The organism is Pseudomonas sp. LS2P72, assembly GCF_054897865.1.
This window is the reverse complement of the sequence record NZ_CM142708.1, coordinates 923,168-939,787: the sequence shown is the minus strand read 5'-3', so window position 1 is coordinate 939,787 and position 16,620 is coordinate 923,168. Positions and strand designations below refer to the sequence as shown.

Annotated in this window: 16 protein-coding genes; 6 read left to right on the top strand and 10 right to left on the bottom strand. The window is 60.0% G+C overall.

What is annotated here, in order from left to right; translation table 11 throughout:
- Positions 1–5 precede the first annotated feature (5 nt).
- The 3 genes from ACYZUA_RS04260 to ACYZUA_RS04250 all read right to left on the bottom strand — a co-directional run bounded on the left by ACYZUA_RS04260 (position 6) and on the right by ACYZUA_RS04250 (position 1,523).
- Entirely contained in the window at positions 6–800 is a 795-nt protein-coding gene (locus tag ACYZUA_RS04260) for a thiazole synthase (RefSeq protein WP_008068101.1), read from the bottom strand.
- 60 nt (positions 801–860) lie between these two features.
- The gene (gene thiS, locus ACYZUA_RS04255; RefSeq protein WP_008026157.1) at positions 861–1,061 is read right to left on the bottom strand and encodes a sulfur carrier protein ThiS; all 201 of its coding nucleotides are present in this window, start codon (positions 1,059–1,061) and stop codon (positions 861–863) included.
- Between the two features lie 90 nt (positions 1,062–1,151).
- The gene (locus ACYZUA_RS04250) at positions 1,152–1,523 is read right to left on the bottom strand and encodes a DUF423 domain-containing protein (RefSeq protein WP_461962193.1); all 372 of its coding nucleotides are present in this window, start codon (positions 1,521–1,523) and stop codon (positions 1,152–1,154) included.
- Positions 1,524–1,597: 74 nt separating this feature from the next.
- Here ACYZUA_RS04250 and mtgA point away from each other — a divergent pair, with 74 nt between their 5' ends.
- Positions 1,598–2,320, top strand: coding sequence for a monofunctional biosynthetic peptidoglycan transglycosylase (gene mtgA / locus ACYZUA_RS04245; RefSeq protein ID WP_461962192.1), 723 nt, complete (start codon positions 1,598–1,600; stop codon positions 2,318–2,320).
- Between the two features lie 223 nt (positions 2,321–2,543).
- Here mtgA and ltrA read toward each other — a convergent pair whose 3' ends face one another.
- From ltrA to ftsY, 5 genes are all read right to left on the bottom strand, one after another.
- On the bottom strand, positions 2,544–3,836 hold the full coding sequence (ltrA, locus tag ACYZUA_RS04240; RefSeq protein WP_461962191.1) for a group II intron reverse transcriptase/maturase: 1,293 nt from the start codon (positions 3,834–3,836) through the stop codon (positions 2,544–2,546).
- Between the two features lie 506 nt (positions 3,837–4,342).
- Entirely contained in the window at positions 4,343–5,197 is an 855-nt protein-coding gene (gene rpoH / locus ACYZUA_RS04235) for an RNA polymerase sigma factor RpoH (RefSeq protein WP_007897890.1), read from the bottom strand.
- A 113-nt stretch (positions 5,198–5,310) separates the two neighbouring features.
- On the bottom strand, positions 5,311–6,333 hold the full coding sequence (gene ftsX, locus ACYZUA_RS04230) for a permease-like cell division protein FtsX (RefSeq protein WP_008152652.1): 1,023 nt from the start codon (positions 6,331–6,333) through the stop codon (positions 5,311–5,313).
- Positions 6,330–7,001 (bottom strand): cell division ATP-binding protein FtsE, encoded by a 672-nt coding sequence (ftsE, locus tag ACYZUA_RS04225; RefSeq protein ID WP_056738938.1) that lies wholly within the window; start codon positions 6,999–7,001, stop codon positions 6,330–6,332. Before ftsE ends, ftsX begins: the two co-directional genes overlap by 4 nt.
- Positions 6,998–8,527 (bottom strand): signal recognition particle-docking protein FtsY, encoded by a 1,530-nt coding sequence (ftsY, locus tag ACYZUA_RS04220; RefSeq protein WP_461962190.1) that lies wholly within the window; start codon positions 8,525–8,527, stop codon positions 6,998–7,000. The genes ftsE and ftsY overlap by 4 nt, the downstream gene beginning before the upstream one ends.
- 344 nt (positions 8,528–8,871) lie before the next feature.
- Between ftsY and ACYZUA_RS04215 the strand changes: the two genes are divergently transcribed.
- The 4 genes from ACYZUA_RS04215 to ACYZUA_RS04200 all read left to right on the top strand — a co-directional run bounded on the left by ACYZUA_RS04215 (position 8,872) and on the right by ACYZUA_RS04200 (position 13,383).
- Positions 8,872–10,227: a M16 family metallopeptidase gene (locus tag ACYZUA_RS04215; protein ID WP_461962189.1), complete on the top strand. Its 1,356-nt coding sequence runs from the start codon at positions 8,872–8,874 to the stop codon at positions 10,225–10,227.
- Entirely contained in the window at positions 10,220–11,710 is a 1,491-nt protein-coding gene (locus ACYZUA_RS04210; protein ID WP_461962188.1) for a M16 family metallopeptidase, read from the top strand. The genes ACYZUA_RS04215 and ACYZUA_RS04210 overlap by 8 nt, the downstream gene beginning before the upstream one ends.
- Positions 11,710–12,321, top strand: coding sequence for a 16S rRNA (guanine(966)-N(2))-methyltransferase RsmD (gene rsmD, locus ACYZUA_RS04205; protein WP_033060498.1), 612 nt, complete (start codon positions 11,710–11,712; stop codon positions 12,319–12,321). The genes ACYZUA_RS04210 and rsmD overlap by 1 nt, the downstream gene beginning before the upstream one ends.
- Before the next feature lie 72 nt (positions 12,322–12,393).
- On the top strand, positions 12,394–13,383 hold the full coding sequence (locus ACYZUA_RS04200) for a hydrolase (RefSeq protein WP_461963872.1): 990 nt from the start codon (positions 12,394–12,396) through the stop codon (positions 13,381–13,383).
- A gap of 82 nt (positions 13,384–13,465) precedes the next feature.
- Here the strand turns inward: ACYZUA_RS04200 and ACYZUA_RS04195 are convergent, their stop codons facing one another.
- Positions 13,466–14,320: a sulfurtransferase gene (locus ACYZUA_RS04195; RefSeq protein ID WP_461962187.1), complete on the bottom strand. Its 855-nt coding sequence runs from the start codon at positions 14,318–14,320 to the stop codon at positions 13,466–13,468.
- 33 nt (positions 14,321–14,353) lie between these two features.
- Positions 14,354–15,025, bottom strand: coding sequence for a TetR/AcrR family transcriptional regulator (locus ACYZUA_RS04190; protein WP_095127066.1), 672 nt, complete (start codon positions 15,023–15,025; stop codon positions 14,354–14,356).
- A gap of 146 nt (positions 15,026–15,171) precedes the next feature.
- On the opposite strand from ACYZUA_RS04190, the gene ACYZUA_RS04185 reads away from it, so the two are divergent.
- Positions 15,172–16,602, top strand: a complete 1,431-nt coding sequence (locus ACYZUA_RS04185) for a coniferyl aldehyde dehydrogenase (RefSeq protein ID WP_461962186.1) — start codon at positions 15,172–15,174, stop codon at positions 16,600–16,602.
- The last annotated feature ends 18 nt before the right edge of the window (positions 16,603–16,620 follow it).

Below are 16,620 nucleotides of genomic sequence, written 5' to 3'. Positions count from 1 at the left end.
GGCTCTTACTTGATCAGACCATCCAGCGGCGAGGAGGCGCTGGCATAGAGTTTTTTCGGCATGCGGCCGGCGAGGTAGGCCAAGCGACCTGCAACGATGGCGTGTTTCATGGCTTCAGCCATCATGATCGGCTGCTGGGCGTGGGCGATGGCCGAGTTCATCAGCACCGCTTCGCAACCCAGTTCCATGGCGATGGTGGCGTCGGAGGCGGTACCGACACCGGCGTCCACCAACACCGGGATCTTGGCTTCTTCGAGGATGATCTGCAGGTTGTACGGGTTGCAGATCCCCAGGCCCGTGCCGATCAGGCCGGCCAGCGGCATCACCGCGATAACGCCGATTTCCGCCAATTGACGGGCGATGATCGGGTCATCACTGGTGTAGACCATCACGTCGAAGCCTTCCTTGACCAGCACTTCGGCGGCCTTGAGGGTTTCGATCACGTTGGGGAACAGGGTTTTCTGATCCGCCAGCACTTCCAGCTTCACCAGGTTGTGACCACCGAGCAGCTCACGGGCCAGGCGGCAGGTGCGCACAGCCTCGGTAGCGTCGAAGCAACCGGCGGTGTTAGGCAGGAAGGTGTAGCGATCCGGCGACAGGACTTCGAGCAGGTTCGGTTCGCCCGGGTTCTGGCCGAGGTTGGTGCGGCGCACGGCGAAGGTGACAATCTCGGCACCCGAGGCTTCGATGGCCAGGCGGGTTTCTTCCATGTCGCGGTACTTGCCGGTGCCTACCAGCAAACGCGACTGGTAAGTACGACCGGCCAGGACGAAGGGCTTGTCGCTACGAACGATGCTCATGGGAAATCCTCTGTAGGGGTGAGGTTCTTGCAGAATTCTGTGCCCTTGCGGGCCGGACGACTAGCCGCCGCCGATGGCGTGGACGACTTCGACGCTGTCACCGTCGTTCAGCGTGGTGTCGGCATGCTGACTGCGCGGGACGATATCCAGATTGAGTTCGACCGCTACCCGGCGCCCGGTCAGTTCCAGACGGGTCAGCAGGGCCGCAACGGTTTCACCGTCGGGCAGTTCAAGGGATTCGCCGTTCAACTGAATGCGCATGCCGAATGCCGCCATCATTTTTAGGGGCTGGCATTCTAGCCCGATCAGTCTTGGCGACCCAAGCCATTCGTCATGAAATGGACCACCCGGTCAGCTCAACCGCCAGGCGGCAAGCCCCAGGCACAACCAGCCGACCAGAAATGCCAGGCCGCCGAAGGGGGTGATGATCCCAAGCTTGCTGACGCCGGTCATGGTCAACAGGTACAGACTGCCGGAAAACAGCAGGATGCCAACGGCAAACGACGCGCCCGCCCAGGTGATCAGGCGCCCGGGAATCTGCGTGGCCAGCAGCGCAACGCCCAACAATGCCAATGTGTGCACCAACTGATAGGTCACGCCGGTGTGGAAAATCGCCAGGTACTCGGGCGTCAGGCGGCTTTTCAAGCCATGGGCGGCGAACGCGCCAAGGGCAACGCCGGTGAAGCCGAAAAAAGCGGCCAGCATCAGAAAGCCACGCAGCATGAAGAACTCCAGTCAGACTCGATCCACAGGGTCTGTATAATGGCCCGCTCGACGGGTTCGGCCAAGCCATCTCTATGCTGCGTATATTTTTGCGACGATTCACGAAGGCCCTGCTCTGGTTCGCAGGTGGCAGCGTATTGCTGGTGCTGATCTTTCGCGTGGTACCGCCACCGGGAACGACGTTAATGGTCGAGCGTAAGGTCGAATCCTGGTTCGACGGCGAGCCCATTGACTTGCAACGCACCTGGAAACCCTGGGATGAAATCTCTGACGACCTGAAAGTCGCAGTGATTGCCGGCGAGGATCAGAAATTCCCGGAGCATTGGGGTTTTGACTTTGGCGCGATCCAGGCCGCACTGGCCCACAACGAACTCGGCGGAACGATTCGCGGCGCCAGCACCCTGAGCCAGCAGGTCTCGAAGAATCTGTTTCTGTGGTCCGGCCGCAGCTGGTTGCGCAAAGGCCTGGAAGCCTGGTTTACCGGGCTGATCGAAGTGCTCTGGCCCAAGCAGCGAATTCTTGAGGTGTACCTCAACAGTGTCGAGTGGGATGACGGTGTGTTTGGCGCTGAAGCAGCCGCCAGGCATCACTTTGGCGTCGGCGCTCGTTCGCTGTCCCGGCAGCAGGCCAGTTTGTTGGCTGCGGTGCTGCCTAACCCGCGGGTGTGGAGCGCCAGTCATCCGACTAACTACGTCGCACGGCGAGCGGGATGGATTCGGCAACAGATGAGTCAGCTCGGTGGCGACAGCTACCTTGTAGGCATCAATGATTCCCGCCGCGCACCTTGGGCTCCCTAACTCGACGCACTCTGTAGGAGCAAGGCTTGCCCGCGAAGGCGGTGTGCCAGCCGACATCACTGCTGAATGACACACCGCCTTCGCGGGCAAGCCTTGCTCCTACAGGGGTTTGTGGTATGGCGGATATATTGGACAATCGGCATAGGGGGCGGCCTTCATAGGCCGCTCCCCTGCCACACCACCCGGCATGCGGGTCCGCACCGGGCGGTTCAAGAGATTGAGGTTATGAGAGTCGCACCAGACCCAGCCTGTCGAACCACGCCACATCCAGCACTCGATTGAGCTCAAAGCGGCTGTTACGCCACCAACTATATGAGTTGGCCGCCACTTTCCGTGCCGATTGGCTGCTGGCTCCTAGCGCTCTCAGCTCGCGGTAAATCGTCGGGCCGCGCCTCCATTGTTTAAGCTGGATCGCTCGTAATCGGTGTCGCATCCACTCGTCCAGCCCTCGCCAGATTTTCGGCGTTTGTGACAACCCAAAGTAAGTTTTCCAGCCCAAAAGATAAGGGCGTAGGTTCTCGACAACTTGTCGCAGGCTGCGACCGCCTGAGCGACGGGTGAGTTCGCGTATCCGGTGCTTGAACTGCTTGCGCGCTTTGACCGCTACTGTTCTTTTGATGCCTTGTGGAGATGCCCAGAAAGCGTATCCCAGAAACTTGCGGCCAAACGCGCTCGCCACCGCACTCTTGCTCTCGTTGACGCTCAAGTGCAGCTTTCCATACAGACGCTTCAGCAAGGCCATCACCCGTTGCCCCGCCTTATGACTGCGAACATACACATTCGCATCGTCGGCATATCGCACGAAACAGTGGCCTCGACGTTCAAGCTCCCGATCCACTTCGTCCAGCAGCACATTCGCCAGCAACGGCGACAGCGGGCCGCCTTGCGGCGCCCCGCAGCGGCTTTTCTCGACCACACCATTGATCAGCGTTCCCGCATCCAGATACGCCCGAATCAGCCGGATAACCGCCCGATCCGCAATCCGCTTGCGTAAACGATCAATCAAAATATCGTGGTCGACCCGGTCGAAGAACTTCTCCAGATCAACATCCACCACCACTCTGCGCCCTGAAGACACATGGCGCTGGGCCGCCAAAACGGCGTCCTGCGCGCAGCGTCCCGGACGAAAGCCGTAGCTGTGTTCACTGAAAGTCGGATCGAGTAATGGCTGCAATACTTGCAGCAACGCTTGTTGGATCAAGCGGTCGGTGACCGTCGGAATTCCCAACTCGCGCTCACCGCCGTCAGGTTTGGGAATGACCACACGCCGTACCGGACTGGGCCGGTAGACACCCGAAAGAAGCTGTTCACGAATCGCCGCCCATTGGCTCAGCAGATGTTCGGCCGTCTGTTCAATATCCAGACCGTCGACTCCCGCTGCACCTTTGTTGGCCTTGACCCGTTTCCACGCCCGCTTCAGGTTTTCTCTCGCAAAGGCTCGTTCCAGCAGCCCTTGCCCTGCGTTATCGGGTTCATCTTGCGGGCGATTGACCTCGTCGCTGGCGGGACTTCTCACGGATTCACCGCTCGCTATCTCCGTCCGCCCCGCGTTTGGCAGGCATCTGACTTCCGGTCTTTCGCATCAACATGGCCTATAACACTTTCTCTCGTTCGGCCCTTCGTCAAAAAAAAGACTACTACGGCCTCTGCTGACTTCTCGCTCCGGCTTGCACCGTCGCCCTTTCAGGCACGAGGCGAGATCTCCCCAGGTAAGGAACGCAATCCTTCCCCGCACAACCGCCGGATTTACGCAACCTGATCTTTGACCACAAGAGCTTCGCGATTTTTGGCTCGCTCGCCCTGATCGGCTCCGCCTTTTATCCGGTTCTTGTCCATCGGCTCGCGGTTTCGATTCACGCTTCCTCCCCACACTCGGTCGCCCTCATGCAGTTGCGCTTCACTTCGTTCGCTGTGGTCAGCTTACGGCGGGACTTTCACCCACAAGATTGCGCCCATGCTGGGCGCACCAAACAAAAACGCCCCGATCAATGATCGGGGCGTTTTTTTATGCCGGCGCTGCGGTTAGGCGGCGATCGACAACTTGAGCTTGTTCATCGCGCTCTTCTCGAGCTGACGAATACGCTCGGCCGACACGTTGTACTTCTGCGCCAGGTCATGCAGCGTGGCTTTTTCTTCCGCCAGCCAGCGCTGGTAGAGGATGTCACGGCTGCGGTCGTCCAGCACTTCCAGCGCTTCGTGCAGGTTGTGGTTGGAGTTGTCGCTCCAGTCAGCATCTTCCAGTTGACGGGCCGGGTCGTACCGGTGGTCTTCCAGATAGTTGGCCGGCGACTGGAAAGCACTGTCGTCGTCCGCTTCCGCGGCCGGGTCGAAGGCCATGTCATGGCCGGTCAGGCGACTTTCCATCTCACGCACTTCCCGAGGCTCTACACCGAGGCTTTCCGCCACACGGTGGACTTCCTCGTTGTTCAGCCACGCCAGACGCTTCTTCTGGCTGCGCAGGTTGAAGAACAGTTTGCGCTGGGCCTTGGTGGTCGCGACTTTCACAATGCGCCAGTTGCGCAGGATGAACTCGTGGATTTCCGCCTTGATCCAGTGCACAGCGAACGAAACCAGGCGCACACCCATTTCCGGGTTGAAGCGTTTCACCGCCTTCATCAGGCCGACGTTGCCTTCCTGGATCAGGTCAGCCTGAGCCAGACCGTAGCCGGAATAGCTACGGGCGATATGTACAACAAAACGCAGGTGGGCGAGCACCATCTGCCGAGCCGCCCCCAAATCCTGCTCATAATAGAGACTCTCGGCCAGTTCACGCTCCTGCTCCGGCGTCAGCAATGGAATGCTGTTCACGGTGTGCACATAGGCCTCCAGGTTCGCACCCGGGACCAGAGCATATGCAGGTTGCAAAGAATTGGTCATACGAAAAAACCTCCGACTTACATAACTCGTGCAGTTCAGCACTGCGAAAATTGACCGGAAACCAAAAGACAAGTTCCCATAAACGCTGAAAGGTCAATACGAGCAAAATGATATTACTTTGGCGCAAGCTCCCGCAGGTGGCGTGCGACTGCAATCCATGCACCGATATACCCCAACAGCACCGCGCCAAGCAAGAGAGACAGACCGTCGGCAACTGGCACTCCGGCCAGCGCAAAATCACTGCCGTACAGACCGGCCAGCCCAACCACCGCGTCGTTCAGCCAGTCAAGGCCGAACGCCAATACGCCCCAGGAAAGAATCCCCGCACCGAAGCCATAAAGCGCACCCATATACAGAAAGGGCCTGCGCACATAGCTGTCAGTGCCGCCGACGAGTTTAATCACTTCTATCTCTGTGCGGCGGTTTTCAATATGAAGACGAATGGTATTGCCTATCACCAAAAGTAATGCAGAAACCAGAAGCACGGTCAGACCGAAGACAAAACGGTCACCCAACTTTAGGATGGCTGCCAGACGCTCGACCCAGACTAGATCAAGTTGCGCCTGTTGTACCTTCGGCAGCTCGGAAAGTTTTTGTCGTAATGCTTCAAGCGCGGGCTTATCGACCTCGTTCGGCGTCACCAAAACCACGCCCGGCAACGGGTTTTCCGGCAGTTCCTTGAGCGCCTCACCCAGACCTGACTGCTGCTGGAACTCTTCCAGCGCCTGATCGCGGCCGACATACTCAGCATCAGCTACGCCAGGCATGCCTTTGATCTGCTCGCGCAACGACTCGCCTTCAGCGGGGCTGGCCTCGATTTGCAGGTACAGGGAAATCTGCGCCGCACGCTGCCAGGAACCGCCGAGACGCTCGACGTTACTTAGCAAAAGTGACAGGCCCATCGGCAAGCTCAGGGCAACCGCCATCACCATGCAGGTAAAGAAACTACCGATGGGCTGCTTGCCCAAACGACGCAAGCTATCGAGCAGGCTGGCACGATGACTCTCGACCCAGGCACGAAACAGTGTGGCGAAATCCGGGCCGTCATCATCGTCGCGTTTTTTCTTCTGCGGTTGCTGATCGGCGGCCTTCGGGGCTACGCGCTCGGAAACCTTGGGGCTGCGTGTCGCACTCATACGCCAGCCTCCCCGTCGCCGATCAATCGGCCGCGTTGCAAGGTCAGCATGCGGTGGCGCATGCGGGCGATCAGTGCCAGGTCGTGACTGGCAATCAGCACGCTGGTGCCCAAACGGTTGATGTCTTCGAACACGCCCATGATCTCGGCCGCCAGACGCGGGTCGAGGTTACCGGTCGGTTCATCCGCCAGCAGCAAGGCCGGGCGGTGAACGATGGCGCGGGCGATGCCGACGCGCTGCTGCTGACCGGTGGACAGGTCGCCAGGGTACAAATCGGTCTTGTCCGACAGCGCCACGCGCTCCAGGGCCGAATCCACGCGCTTGGTGATCTCGGCCTTGGACAGGCCAAGGATCTGCAAGGGCAGCGCGATGTTGTTGAACACGGTGCGATCGAACAACAGCTGGTGATTCTGGAACACCACGCCTATCTGCCGCCGCAAGTACGGGATCTGCGCATTGCTGATGGTGCTCAGGTCTTGCCCGGCCAACAGCAATTTGCCGGTGGTCGGACGCTCCATCGCCAGCAGCAGGCGCAATAAGGTGCTTTTACCGGCGCCAGAGTGGCCGGTCACAAACAAAAACTCGCCCCGACGGACTCGAAAGCTCAGCTCATGCAAGCCGACATGTCCGTTCGGGTAGCGCTTACCGACCTGTTCGAAACGAATCATGAACGCTCCCGCTCGGCAAACAATGCCTGGACAAAGGGTTCTGCTTCAAAAGTACGCAAATCATCAATGCCTTCACCGACGCCGATATAGCGAATCGGCAAGCCAAACTGCTTGGCGAGGGCGAAAATCACCCCACCTTTGGCGGTGCCATCGAGCTTGGTCAGCGCCAGGCCGGTCAGTTCGACGGTCTGGTTGAATTGTTTGGCCTGGCTGATCGCGTTCTGGCCAGTGCCGGCATCGAGCACCAACAACACCTCGTGCGGCGCGTCGGCATCGAGTTTGCTGATCACCCGGCGAACCTTCTTCAGCTCTTCCATCAAGTTGTCTTTGGTGTGCAAACGACCGGCGGTGTCGGCGATCAGCACGTCGATACCACGGGCCTTGGCGGCTTGCACGGCGTCGAAGATAACCGAAGCCGAGTCAGCGCCGGTGTGCTGGGCGATGACCGGGATCTTGTTGCGCTCGCCCCAGACCTGCAATTGCTCGACGGCGGCGGCGCGGAAGGTATCGCCGGCCGCGAGCATGACTTTCTTGCCTTCGAGCTGCAGTTTCTTCGCCAGTTTGCCAATGGTGGTGGTCTTGCCGGCGCCGTTGACGCCGACGACCAGAATCACGAACGGCTTGCTCTGCGAGGTGATTTTCAGCGGTTGCTCGACGGGTTTGAGCATCGCCGCCAGTTCCGCTTGCAGGGACTTGTACAGCGCGTCGGCATCGGCCAGTTCTTTGCGAGCGACCTTCTGAGTCAGACGCTGAATGATCACCGAAGTCGCCTCGACGCCCACGTCGGCGGTCAGCAGGCGGGTTTCGATGTCTTCGAGCAACTCGTCATCGATGAGCTTCTTGCCCAGGAACAGGCTGGCCATGCCTTCGCCGATGCTGGCGCTGGTCTTGGACAAACCTTGTTTCAGGCGGGCGAAGAAACCGGCTTTGGTTTCTTCGGTACGCACAGGCTCGGCAGGCGCTTCGACGGGAACGACAGATGTAGCGGCAACAGGAGCGACGGGAGCAACGACCGGTGCCGGCGCTTGAACAACCGGAGCAACCGGAGCAACAAATGCAGGCACCACAGGTTCCGGAACAACCGGTTCAGGCTCGGCCACCACCACTGGCGCGACAACCGGCTCAACCACTGGCGCTTGAACGGGCTCAGGAGCAAAGGCAGTCGGTGCTGGAATGGGTGGTGTAACGTGCGGCGCCAGCTCATCTACGACCAATGCCACCGGCTCTTCCGCCACGGGCAACGTCAGCCATGGCTCCGCAACGGGCGTGAGGGGCACCTGGGTCACGACGTCGGCGACGACGTAAGGCTCAGGCTCCGGCTCGGCGACTGGCGGCAACACCGGCTCAGCAATCGGCAGGACAACCGGCGCAAGTTCTTCTTCTATTACCGGCGCAGGCGTGGGCTCAGGAAGTGGCTGTGGCTGTTCGACGACGGGTTCCTGCGGCTTTTTGCGCAGCCATCCGAACAGGCTTTTCTTCTCACCAGCCGCAGCTGGGGCTTTCTTGTCGTCGTTGGAACCAAACATGGAGGACGGCTATCTCACGGTAGCGACGCGCCAAAGGGCGCCTCGGCAAATAAATATTCGATGCAGAACAGACTGCGATTGACCCAGCTTGTTCACGCGCAACATTTTGTCGAGGTGCAAACAGCACCTCAAAGGTCGACCAATACGAAGGACTGGAACGGCATCGTCGGCGAAAACGCAGAGTTTAGCTGACAAACTCAAAGCTTCCGCCGCAAACCCAAACAACCTGCTGACCGATCAAAGGCCTGATAGGCGTGGCCGCCAGTAAAACGGATCAGTATCCTAGCACCCTCTCGCCCGCCGACGCTAAGACCAAGCGGGCAGCCCCAAAGGTTTAAAAACGAATGAATGCTCTAGCCCGCCGCGCTGCAGGCCTGCTGCTCAGCACAGTTTGTCTGCCCCTCTCGGCCCTGGCTGCCGATCCACAACCCACCCACGAATTCACCCTCGATAACGGCTTGAAGGTCGTCGTGCGCGAAGACCATCGTGCGCCGGTGGTGGTTTCCCAAGTCTGGTACAAGGTCGGCTCCAGCTACGAGACCCCGGGTCAGACCGGTTTGTCCCACGCCCTGGAACACATGATGTTCAAAGGCAGCGAGAAAGTCGGCCCCGGCGAAGCGTCGCTGATCCTGCGCGACCTCGGCGCCGAAGAGAACGCTTTCACCAGCGATGACTTCACGGCGTATTACCAGGTGCTGGCCCGCGACCGCCTCGGTGTGGCCTTCGAGCTGGAAGCTGACCGCATGGCCAGCCTGCGTCTGCCGGCCGACGAGTTCGCCCGCGAGATCGAAGTCATTAAAGAAGAACGTCGCCTGCGCACCGACGACAAGCCGATGTCCAAGGCTTACGAACGCTTCAAGGCCATGGCTTACCCCGCGAGCGGTTACCACACGCCGACCATCGGCTGGATGGCGGACCTGGACCGCATGAAAGTCGAAGAGCTGCGCCACTGGTACCAATCCTGGTACGTGCCGAACAACGCCACGTTGGTGGTGGTCGGTGACGTGACCCCGGATGAGGTCAAAACCCTGGCCCAGCGCTACTTCGGCCCGATCGCCAAACGTGACGTGCCGTCCGCGAAAATCCCGCTGGAACTGGCCGAACCCGGCGAGCGGCAGATCACCCTGCATGTGCAGACCCAACTGCCAAGCCTGATGCTGGGTTTCAACGTGCCAAGCATCGCCACCGCTGAAGACAAACGCTCGGTGAACGCCTTGCGCCTGATCTCCGCGCTGCTCGACGGCGGCTACAGCGGCCGTATCCCGACGCAATTGGAGCGCGGCGAAGAGCTGGTGTCCGGCGGTTCGTCGAGCTACGACGCCTATACCCGTGGCGACAGCCTGTTCACTTTGTCGGCAACGCCCAATACCCAGAAAAACAAAACCATGGCTCAGGCCGAAGCGGGCCTGTGGAAGCTGCTTGAACAGTTGAAAACCACCGCGCCGTCCGCTGAAGAACTGGAACGCGTCCGCGCGCAGGTCATCGCCGGCCTGGTCTACGAGCGTGACTCGATCACCAGTCAGGCCACCGCTATTGGCCAACTGGAAACCGTCGGCCTGTCGTGGAAGCTGATGGACACCGAACTCGCCGATCTGGAAAACGTGACTCCGGAAGACATCCAGAAAGCCGCCAAGCTGTATTTCACCCGCGAACGTCTCAGCGTCGCCCATGTACTGCCACTGGAGACGACTCATGAGTGAGCGTAAAAAACCACGTTTGGCCCTGATCGGCCTGATCGCTGTCGCATTGATCGGGTCTGCCGCGTTTTACTTCTTGAAGACCGACGAATCCACGGCCAGCGAAGCCCTCGACAAGGCCAAGTCCAGCCAGAAGCTGCAATCACTGGCCGAACTCGACGGCAAGGCGCCAAGCCACCGCACCCTGGACGTGCAGACCTGGAAAACCGCCGAGGGCGCCAAGGTTCTGTTCGTTGAAGCCCGGGAGCTGCCGATGTTCGACATGCGCCTGATCTTCGCCGCCGGCAGCAGCCAGGACGGCGACGCACCTGGCCTCTCCGTGCTGACCAATGCCATGCTCAACGAAGGTGTGGCCGGCAAAGATGTCGGCGCCATCGCTCAGGGCTTCGAAGGCCTGGGCGCAGACTTTGGCAACGGCGCGTTTAAAGACATGGCACTGGCTTCCCTGCGCAGCCTCAGTGCCGCGGACAAACGCGAACCGGCCCTGAAGTTGTTCTCTGAAGTCGTCGGCAAACCGACCTTCCCGGCCGATTCCTTTGCGCGCATCAAGAACCAGATGCTCGCCGGTTTCGAGTACCAGAAGCAGAACCCCGGCAAACTCGCGAGCCTGGAGCTGATGAACCGTCTGTACGGCGATCACCCGTACGCGCACGCCAGCGACGGCACGGCGAAAACCGTTCCAGCGATCACACTGGCTCAACTGAAGGCGTTCCATGAGAAAGCCTACGCGGCTGGCAACGTGGTGATTGCGCTGGTGGGCGACCTGTCTCGCACCGAGGCGGAGGCGATTGCTTCGCAAGTCTCCAGTGCGCTGCCAAAAGGCCCGGAGCTGGCGAAAATCCCGCAACCGCAGGAACCAAAAGCCAGCATCGGTCACATCGAGTTTCCGTCCAAGCAGACCAACCTGATGCTCGCGCAATTGGGCATCGACCGTGACGACCCGGACTACGCGGCACTGTCCATGGGTAACCAGATCCTTGGCGGCGGTGGCTTCGGCACGCGGTTGATGAGCGAAGTGCGCGAGAAGCGCGGCCTGGCTTACGGCGTCTATTCGGGCTTCTCCCCGATGCAGGCTCGCGGTCCGTTCATGATCAACCTGCAAACCCGCGCCGAGATGAGCGAAGGCACGCTGAAACTGGTGCAGGACGTGCTCGCCGACTACCTTGAAACCGGCCCGACCCAGAAAGAACTCGACGACGCCAAGCGTGAACTGGCCGGCAGCTTTCCGCTGTCCACCGCCAGCAACGCCGATATCGTCGGCCAACTCGGCGCCATGGGTTTCTACAACCTGCCGCTGAGTTATCTGGATGACTTTATGCGCGAGTCCCAGAGCCTGACGGTCGAGCAGGTCAAAACTGCACTGAACAAACACTTGAGCACGGACAAAATGGTCATCGTCAGCGCTGGCCCGACCGTGCCGCAAAAGCCGTTACCGGCCCCCACTGATAAACCTGCCGAGCAACCGCTCGGGGTTCCGGAGCATTAATGGCCACTCGTCCTAAAAAACCCGTACACAACGTCCACAACGGCGTGAACCAACTGCGCATCATCGGCGGTGAATGGGGCAGCCGGAAGCTGAGTTTCCCGGATGCACCAGGCCTGCGCCCGACCCCGGACCGGGTGCGTGAAACCCTGTTCAACTGGCTCGCGCCTTATGTCGCTGGCGCCAAGGTTCTGGACCCGTTCGCCGGCAGCGGCGCGTTGTTCCTCGAAGCCTTGTCCCGTGGCGCGGCCATGGGTCAGGCGCTGGACGCCAGTAACATCGCGGTCGCCAGCATCAAGGAACATCTGGGCACGCTACGCTGCACCACCGGCCAGATTCAGACCGCCGATGCCTTGCGCTACCTGGAAACCCAGACAGCGACCGCTTACGACCTGGTGTTCCTCGACCCGCCGTTCAACCAGAACCTGTTGCCGGGCGTCTGCGCATTACTTGAAGAGCGTCAGTGGCTGGCCGATGAAGCCTGGATCTACACTGAAAGCGAGAATGCGCCATCGAGCCTTGGCTTACCAGGCAACTGGCGCCTGCACCGGGAGCAGAAATCCGGGCGGGTGTATTACGCGTTGTGGCAACGTATGGCAGAGATTGCCGGTTAACCAACCGGCCTGAAAAAGGTGCGCGCCTCAAGCGAGGCTCGCACCGCTGCATCGAGAACCATCGTGCTCCAAATGCCAGAACGCTTCACCCCCGCCTTCGGCCTTGGCAACCCGCACTTGCAAACCTTGTGGGGACCGCTGTGGCGCAAAACCACGCACATCGAACGCCAGCGCGAACGCTTGTGGCTTGAGGATGGCGACTTTCTCGATCTCGACTGGCACGGTCCGCACAGCGTCGATGCGCCACTGGTGCTGGTGTTGCACGGCCTGACCGGCTCTTCAAATTCGCCTTACGTGGCCGGGGTGCAGAAAGCACTGGGCGCCCAAGGCTGGGCCAGCGTTGCGCTGAACTGGCGTGGCTGTTCGGGCGAGCCGAATCTGCTGCCGCGCAGCTACCATTCCGGAGCCAGTGAAGACCTGGCCGAAACCATCAAACACCTGAAGGCCCAACGACCGCTCGCGCCGTTGTATGCGGTCGGCTATTCCATGGGCGGCAATGTGTTGCTCAAGCACTTGGGCGAATCCGGCAGCAATAGCGGCGTGGTCGGAGCGGTGGCGGTGTCGGTGCCATTTCGTCTCGACCAATGCGCCGACCGTATCGGCCAGGGTTTCTCGAAGGTCTATCAGGCGCATTTCATGCGCGAGATGGTGGCCTACATCAAGAACAAACAGCGCCAGTTTCAGCATGACGGACGCGAGGAAGGACTGGCGACATTGGCCGCGCTGGGCTCGCTGGAGAACATGCGCACGTTCTGGGATTTCGATGGCCGGGTCACTGCGCCGCTGAACGGTTTCGTCGATGCCAGGGATTACTATGACCGCGCCTCAAGTCGCTATTTCCTTGGCGAAATTCGTACGCCAACCCTGATCATTCAAGCAGCCGATGACCCATTTATATTTCCTCATAGCCTGCCGCATGCCGACGAATTGTCCGCCTGCACTCAATTCGAGCTACAGACCAAGGGTGGGCATGTCGGCTTCGTCGATGGTTCGTTCAGGCAACCGGGTTACTACCTGGAACGCCGCATCCCGCAATGGCTGACCGCCGTGGGTCGTCAGTAAGGCCATGGCCGTCGATCAGGGGAGTCGATCCGATTCTGGCAAACGGCGCCGGGCGCTTACCGCAGCGCGCGGCTTTTGATCTTCATTCGCCGAGGGCGACGCCCCGCGCAGGATCGTTGATCCACTCGCTCCATGAACCGGCATACAACGAGCCCAACGGATAACCCGCCAGGCACAGCGCGAACAGGTTGTGACAAGCCGTCACACCCGAACCGCAGTAAGCCACCAGATCGCTCGGCGAACGATCACCAAGCTTCGCGGCAAAACGCTGTTTGAGCTGATCCGCCGGCAGAAAACGCCCATCGCTGCCCAGGTTGTCGGTGAACGTCGCACATTGCGCGCCAGGGATGTGCCCGGCAATCGGGTCAATCGGTTCTACTTCGCCCTTGAAACGCGGCAAGCCGCGGGCATCGAGCAGGGTCAGCGCAGGCTGGCCGAGACGTTGCTGGAGCTGTTCGGCGCTCAAGACCAGCGCGGTGTCCGGCGTCCCCGTGAAGGTGCCCCGTTCAATCTGCGGCGCATCAAGACTCAAGGGCAAACCGGCCGCGTGCCAGGCCTTGAGTCCGCCATCCAGAATAAACACGCCGTCACGCTTGCCCAGCCAGGCCAGCAACCACCAGGCCCGCGCCGCGTAGGCACCCGGACCGTCGTCGTACAAAATCACATCGCTGTCGGCGTTGACGCCCCAGGCTTGCAGACGTTCGATCAAGTCTTCAGGTTCAGGCAACGGATGACGCCCGGTCACACCCTTGATCACCGCCCCGCTCAAATCACGCTCAAGATCGGCAAAACTCGACCCGGCGATATGCCCTTCGGCATAACTGCGTTGACCGTAATCCGGGTCTTCGAGGGCAAAACGACAATCCAGAATCACCAGCCCCGGCTGCTCCTTTTTCAGGTCCAACGCTTGCGGGCTGATCAGTTGCGCAATGGGCATAACGGGCTCCTGTGATTAAGTCTGTTTTGAATCCTACTGCACTTCTTCCAGCGCTTGGGCGAGCGGCACGTAAAACTCCTCGAACAACGCGTTTACCGCGGCGCGAGATTGATCCGTGACAAAACCGGCCTCAAGCACCAGCACCTGATACACGCCTCGCTTGATGGCTTGTTCGCTCAGGTGATTGGAGTTCTCACGCGTGGTGCACAGAAAACGCACCCAGGACGTGAGGATGATCCAGGCATTGAGCGTCAGGGATTCGATCTGAACCTTGTCCATTTGCAGGATGCCGGCCTCGACGAAGCCCGCGTAGATGTGAGTGCCATGGATCAGGCAGCGTTGGGAAAAGCGCCGATAACGGGCGGCCAGTTCCGGATCACTGTCGAGCAGGTGCTCCAGATCGCGGTGCAAAAACCGGTAGCGCCACATGGCGGCCAGCAATTCCTGGAGGTAGAAGCGCTTGTCTTCGACCGTGGCGGCACGACCCTGGGGTGGGCGCAGGAAGCTGTCCACCAGGCTTTCGTACTCACTGAACAACACGGCGATGATCGCCTGCTTGTTGGGGAAGTGGTAGTACAGGTTGCCCGGGGAAATTTCCATATGGGCAGCAATGTGGTTGGTGCTGATGCTGCGCTCACCCTGCTGATTGAACAGCTCAAGGCTGTTCTGCACGATGCGCTCGCTGGTTTTGATCCGAGGGGCCATGGCTTGGGCTTTAATTCAAAATGCGTTGACCGGCATCTTACGACCTATCGGCGAGTGGATAAAACAAAGCTGCGCCAGGATGTCATTTGACTTTCTAGAGCATAGACTCTAAAAAGACCCTCATTACAATAAATCCGGAGCCGAGCATGACTGCTGACATCGCCTACCTACAGAACCTGCAGCAGCCTCTGGAAGAGCTTCAGACCCTGTTCGATGCTCAACGCGCGGCGTATGCCGCCAACCCGATGCCGCCCGCCGCCCAGCGCCAGCAATGGCTGAAAGCCCTGCGCGATCTGTTGAGCAAGGAGCGCCAGGCATTGATCGAAGCCATCAGCCAGGATTTCAGCCATCGCAGCGCCGATGAAACCCTGCTCGCCGAGCTGATGCCCAGCCTGCACGGTATTCACTACGCCAGTCAGCACCTCAAAGGCTGGATGAAGGCGTCGAAGCGCAAGGTCGGGATTGCCTTTCAACCTGCGGCAGCCAAAGTCGTTTATCAGCCTTTGGGTGTGGTCGGGGTGATCGTGCCGTGGAACTACCCGCTGTATCTGGCCATCGGGCCATTGGTCGGCGCGTTGTCGGCAGGCAATCGGGTGATGCTCAAACTCAGCGAGTCGACCCCCGCCACCGGTTTATTGCTCAAGGAACTGCTGGGCCGAATCTTCCCGCAAGACCTGGTCTGCGTGGTACTGGGCGAAGCCGATATCGGCGTAGCGTTCTCCAGATTGCGCTTCGATCACCTGCTGTTCACCGGCGCCACCAGCATCGGCAAACACGTGATGCGTGCGGCGGCCGAGAACCTGACCCCGGTGACCCTCGAACTCGGCGGCAAATCCCCGGCCATTGTGTCGCACGACGTGCCGCTCAAGGACGCTGCTGAACGCATCGCCTTCGGCAAGACGCTCAACGCCGGACAGACCTGCGTGGCCCCGGACTATGTGCTGGTGCCGGAAGATCGCGTAGGCGCTTTCGTCGAAGCCTATCGTCAGGCGGTTCGCGGGTTTTATCCGACCTTGACCGACAACCCGGACTACACAGCAATCATCAATGACCGACAACTGGCGCGCCTCAACGGCTACATCAGCGACGCCACCAGCAAGGGCGCGCTGCTGATTCCGCTGTTCGACAAGGGCCAGGGACGCCGCATGGGCCACAGCCTGCTGCTCAACGTCAGCAACGACATGATGGTGATGCAGGACGAAATCTTCGGTCCACTGTTGCCGATCGTTCCGTACAAGGATTTGGATCAGGCCTTTGCCTACATCAATCAACGACCTCGTCCGCTGGCCCTGTATTACTTCGGCTACGACAAGCGTGAGCAACACCGCGTACTTCACGAAACCCATTCCGGCGGCGTGTGCCTGAACGACACCCTGCTGCACGTCGCTCAAGACGATATGCCATTCGGCGGGATCGGCGCCTCGGGCATGGGCCATTACCATGGCCACGAAGGTTTCCTGACCTTCAGCAAAGCCAAAGGTGTGCTGATCAAACAGCGGTTCAATGCAGCGAAATTGATCTACCCGCCGTACGGAAGATCCATTCAGAAGCTGATTCAGAAGCTGTTTATCCGCTAACGATCATCCCCTTCGGGT

Excerpts from the sequence above, each read along its gene's own strand:
- ftsY (WP_461962190.1), bottom strand. The coding sequence starts at position 8,527 with ATGTTTGGTTCCAACGACGACAAGAAAGCCCCAGCTGCGGCTGGTGAG.
- ACYZUA_RS04260 (WP_008068101.1), bottom strand. The coding sequence starts at position 800 with ATGAGCATCGTTCGTAGCGACAAGCCCTTCGTCCTGGCCGGTCGTACT.
- ACYZUA_RS04190 (WP_095127066.1), bottom strand. The coding sequence starts at position 15,025 with ATGGCCCCTCGGATCAAAACCAGCGAGCGCATCGTGCAGAACAGCCTT.
- ACYZUA_RS04200 (WP_461963872.1), top strand. The coding sequence starts at position 12,394 with ATGCCAGAACGCTTCACCCCCGCCTTCGGCCTTGGCAACCCGCACTTG.
- ACYZUA_RS04185 (WP_461962186.1), top strand. The coding sequence starts at position 15,172 with ATGACTGCTGACATCGCCTACCTACAGAACCTGCAGCAGCCTCTGGAA.
- thiS (WP_008026157.1), bottom strand. The coding sequence starts at position 1,061 with ATGCGCATTCAGTTGAACGGCGAATCCCTTGAACTGCCCGACGGTGAA.
- ACYZUA_RS04195 (WP_461962187.1), bottom strand. The coding sequence starts at position 14,320 with ATGCCCATTGCGCAACTGATCAGCCCGCAAGCGTTGGACCTGAAAAAG.
- ftsE (WP_056738938.1), bottom strand. The coding sequence starts at position 7,001 with ATGATTCGTTTCGAACAGGTCGGTAAGCGCTACCCGAACGGACATGTC.
- rsmD (WP_033060498.1), top strand. The coding sequence starts at position 11,710 with ATGGCCACTCGTCCTAAAAAACCCGTACACAACGTCCACAACGGCGTG.
- rpoH (WP_007897890.1), bottom strand. The coding sequence starts at position 5,197 with ATGACCAATTCTTTGCAACCTGCATATGCTCTGGTCCCGGGTGCGAAC.
- ACYZUA_RS04210 (WP_461962188.1), top strand. The coding sequence starts at position 10,220 with ATGAGTGAGCGTAAAAAACCACGTTTGGCCCTGATCGGCCTGATCGCT.
- mtgA (WP_461962192.1), top strand. The coding sequence starts at position 1,598 with ATGCTGCGTATATTTTTGCGACGATTCACGAAGGCCCTGCTCTGGTTC.
- ftsX (WP_008152652.1), bottom strand. The coding sequence starts at position 6,333 with ATGAGTGCGACACGCAGCCCCAAGGTTTCCGAGCGCGTAGCCCCGAAG.
- ACYZUA_RS04215 (WP_461962189.1), top strand. The coding sequence starts at position 8,872 with ATGAATGCTCTAGCCCGCCGCGCTGCAGGCCTGCTGCTCAGCACAGTT.
- ACYZUA_RS04250 (WP_461962193.1), bottom strand. The coding sequence starts at position 1,523 with ATGCTGCGTGGCTTTCTGATGCTGGCCGCTTTTTTCGGCTTCACCGGC.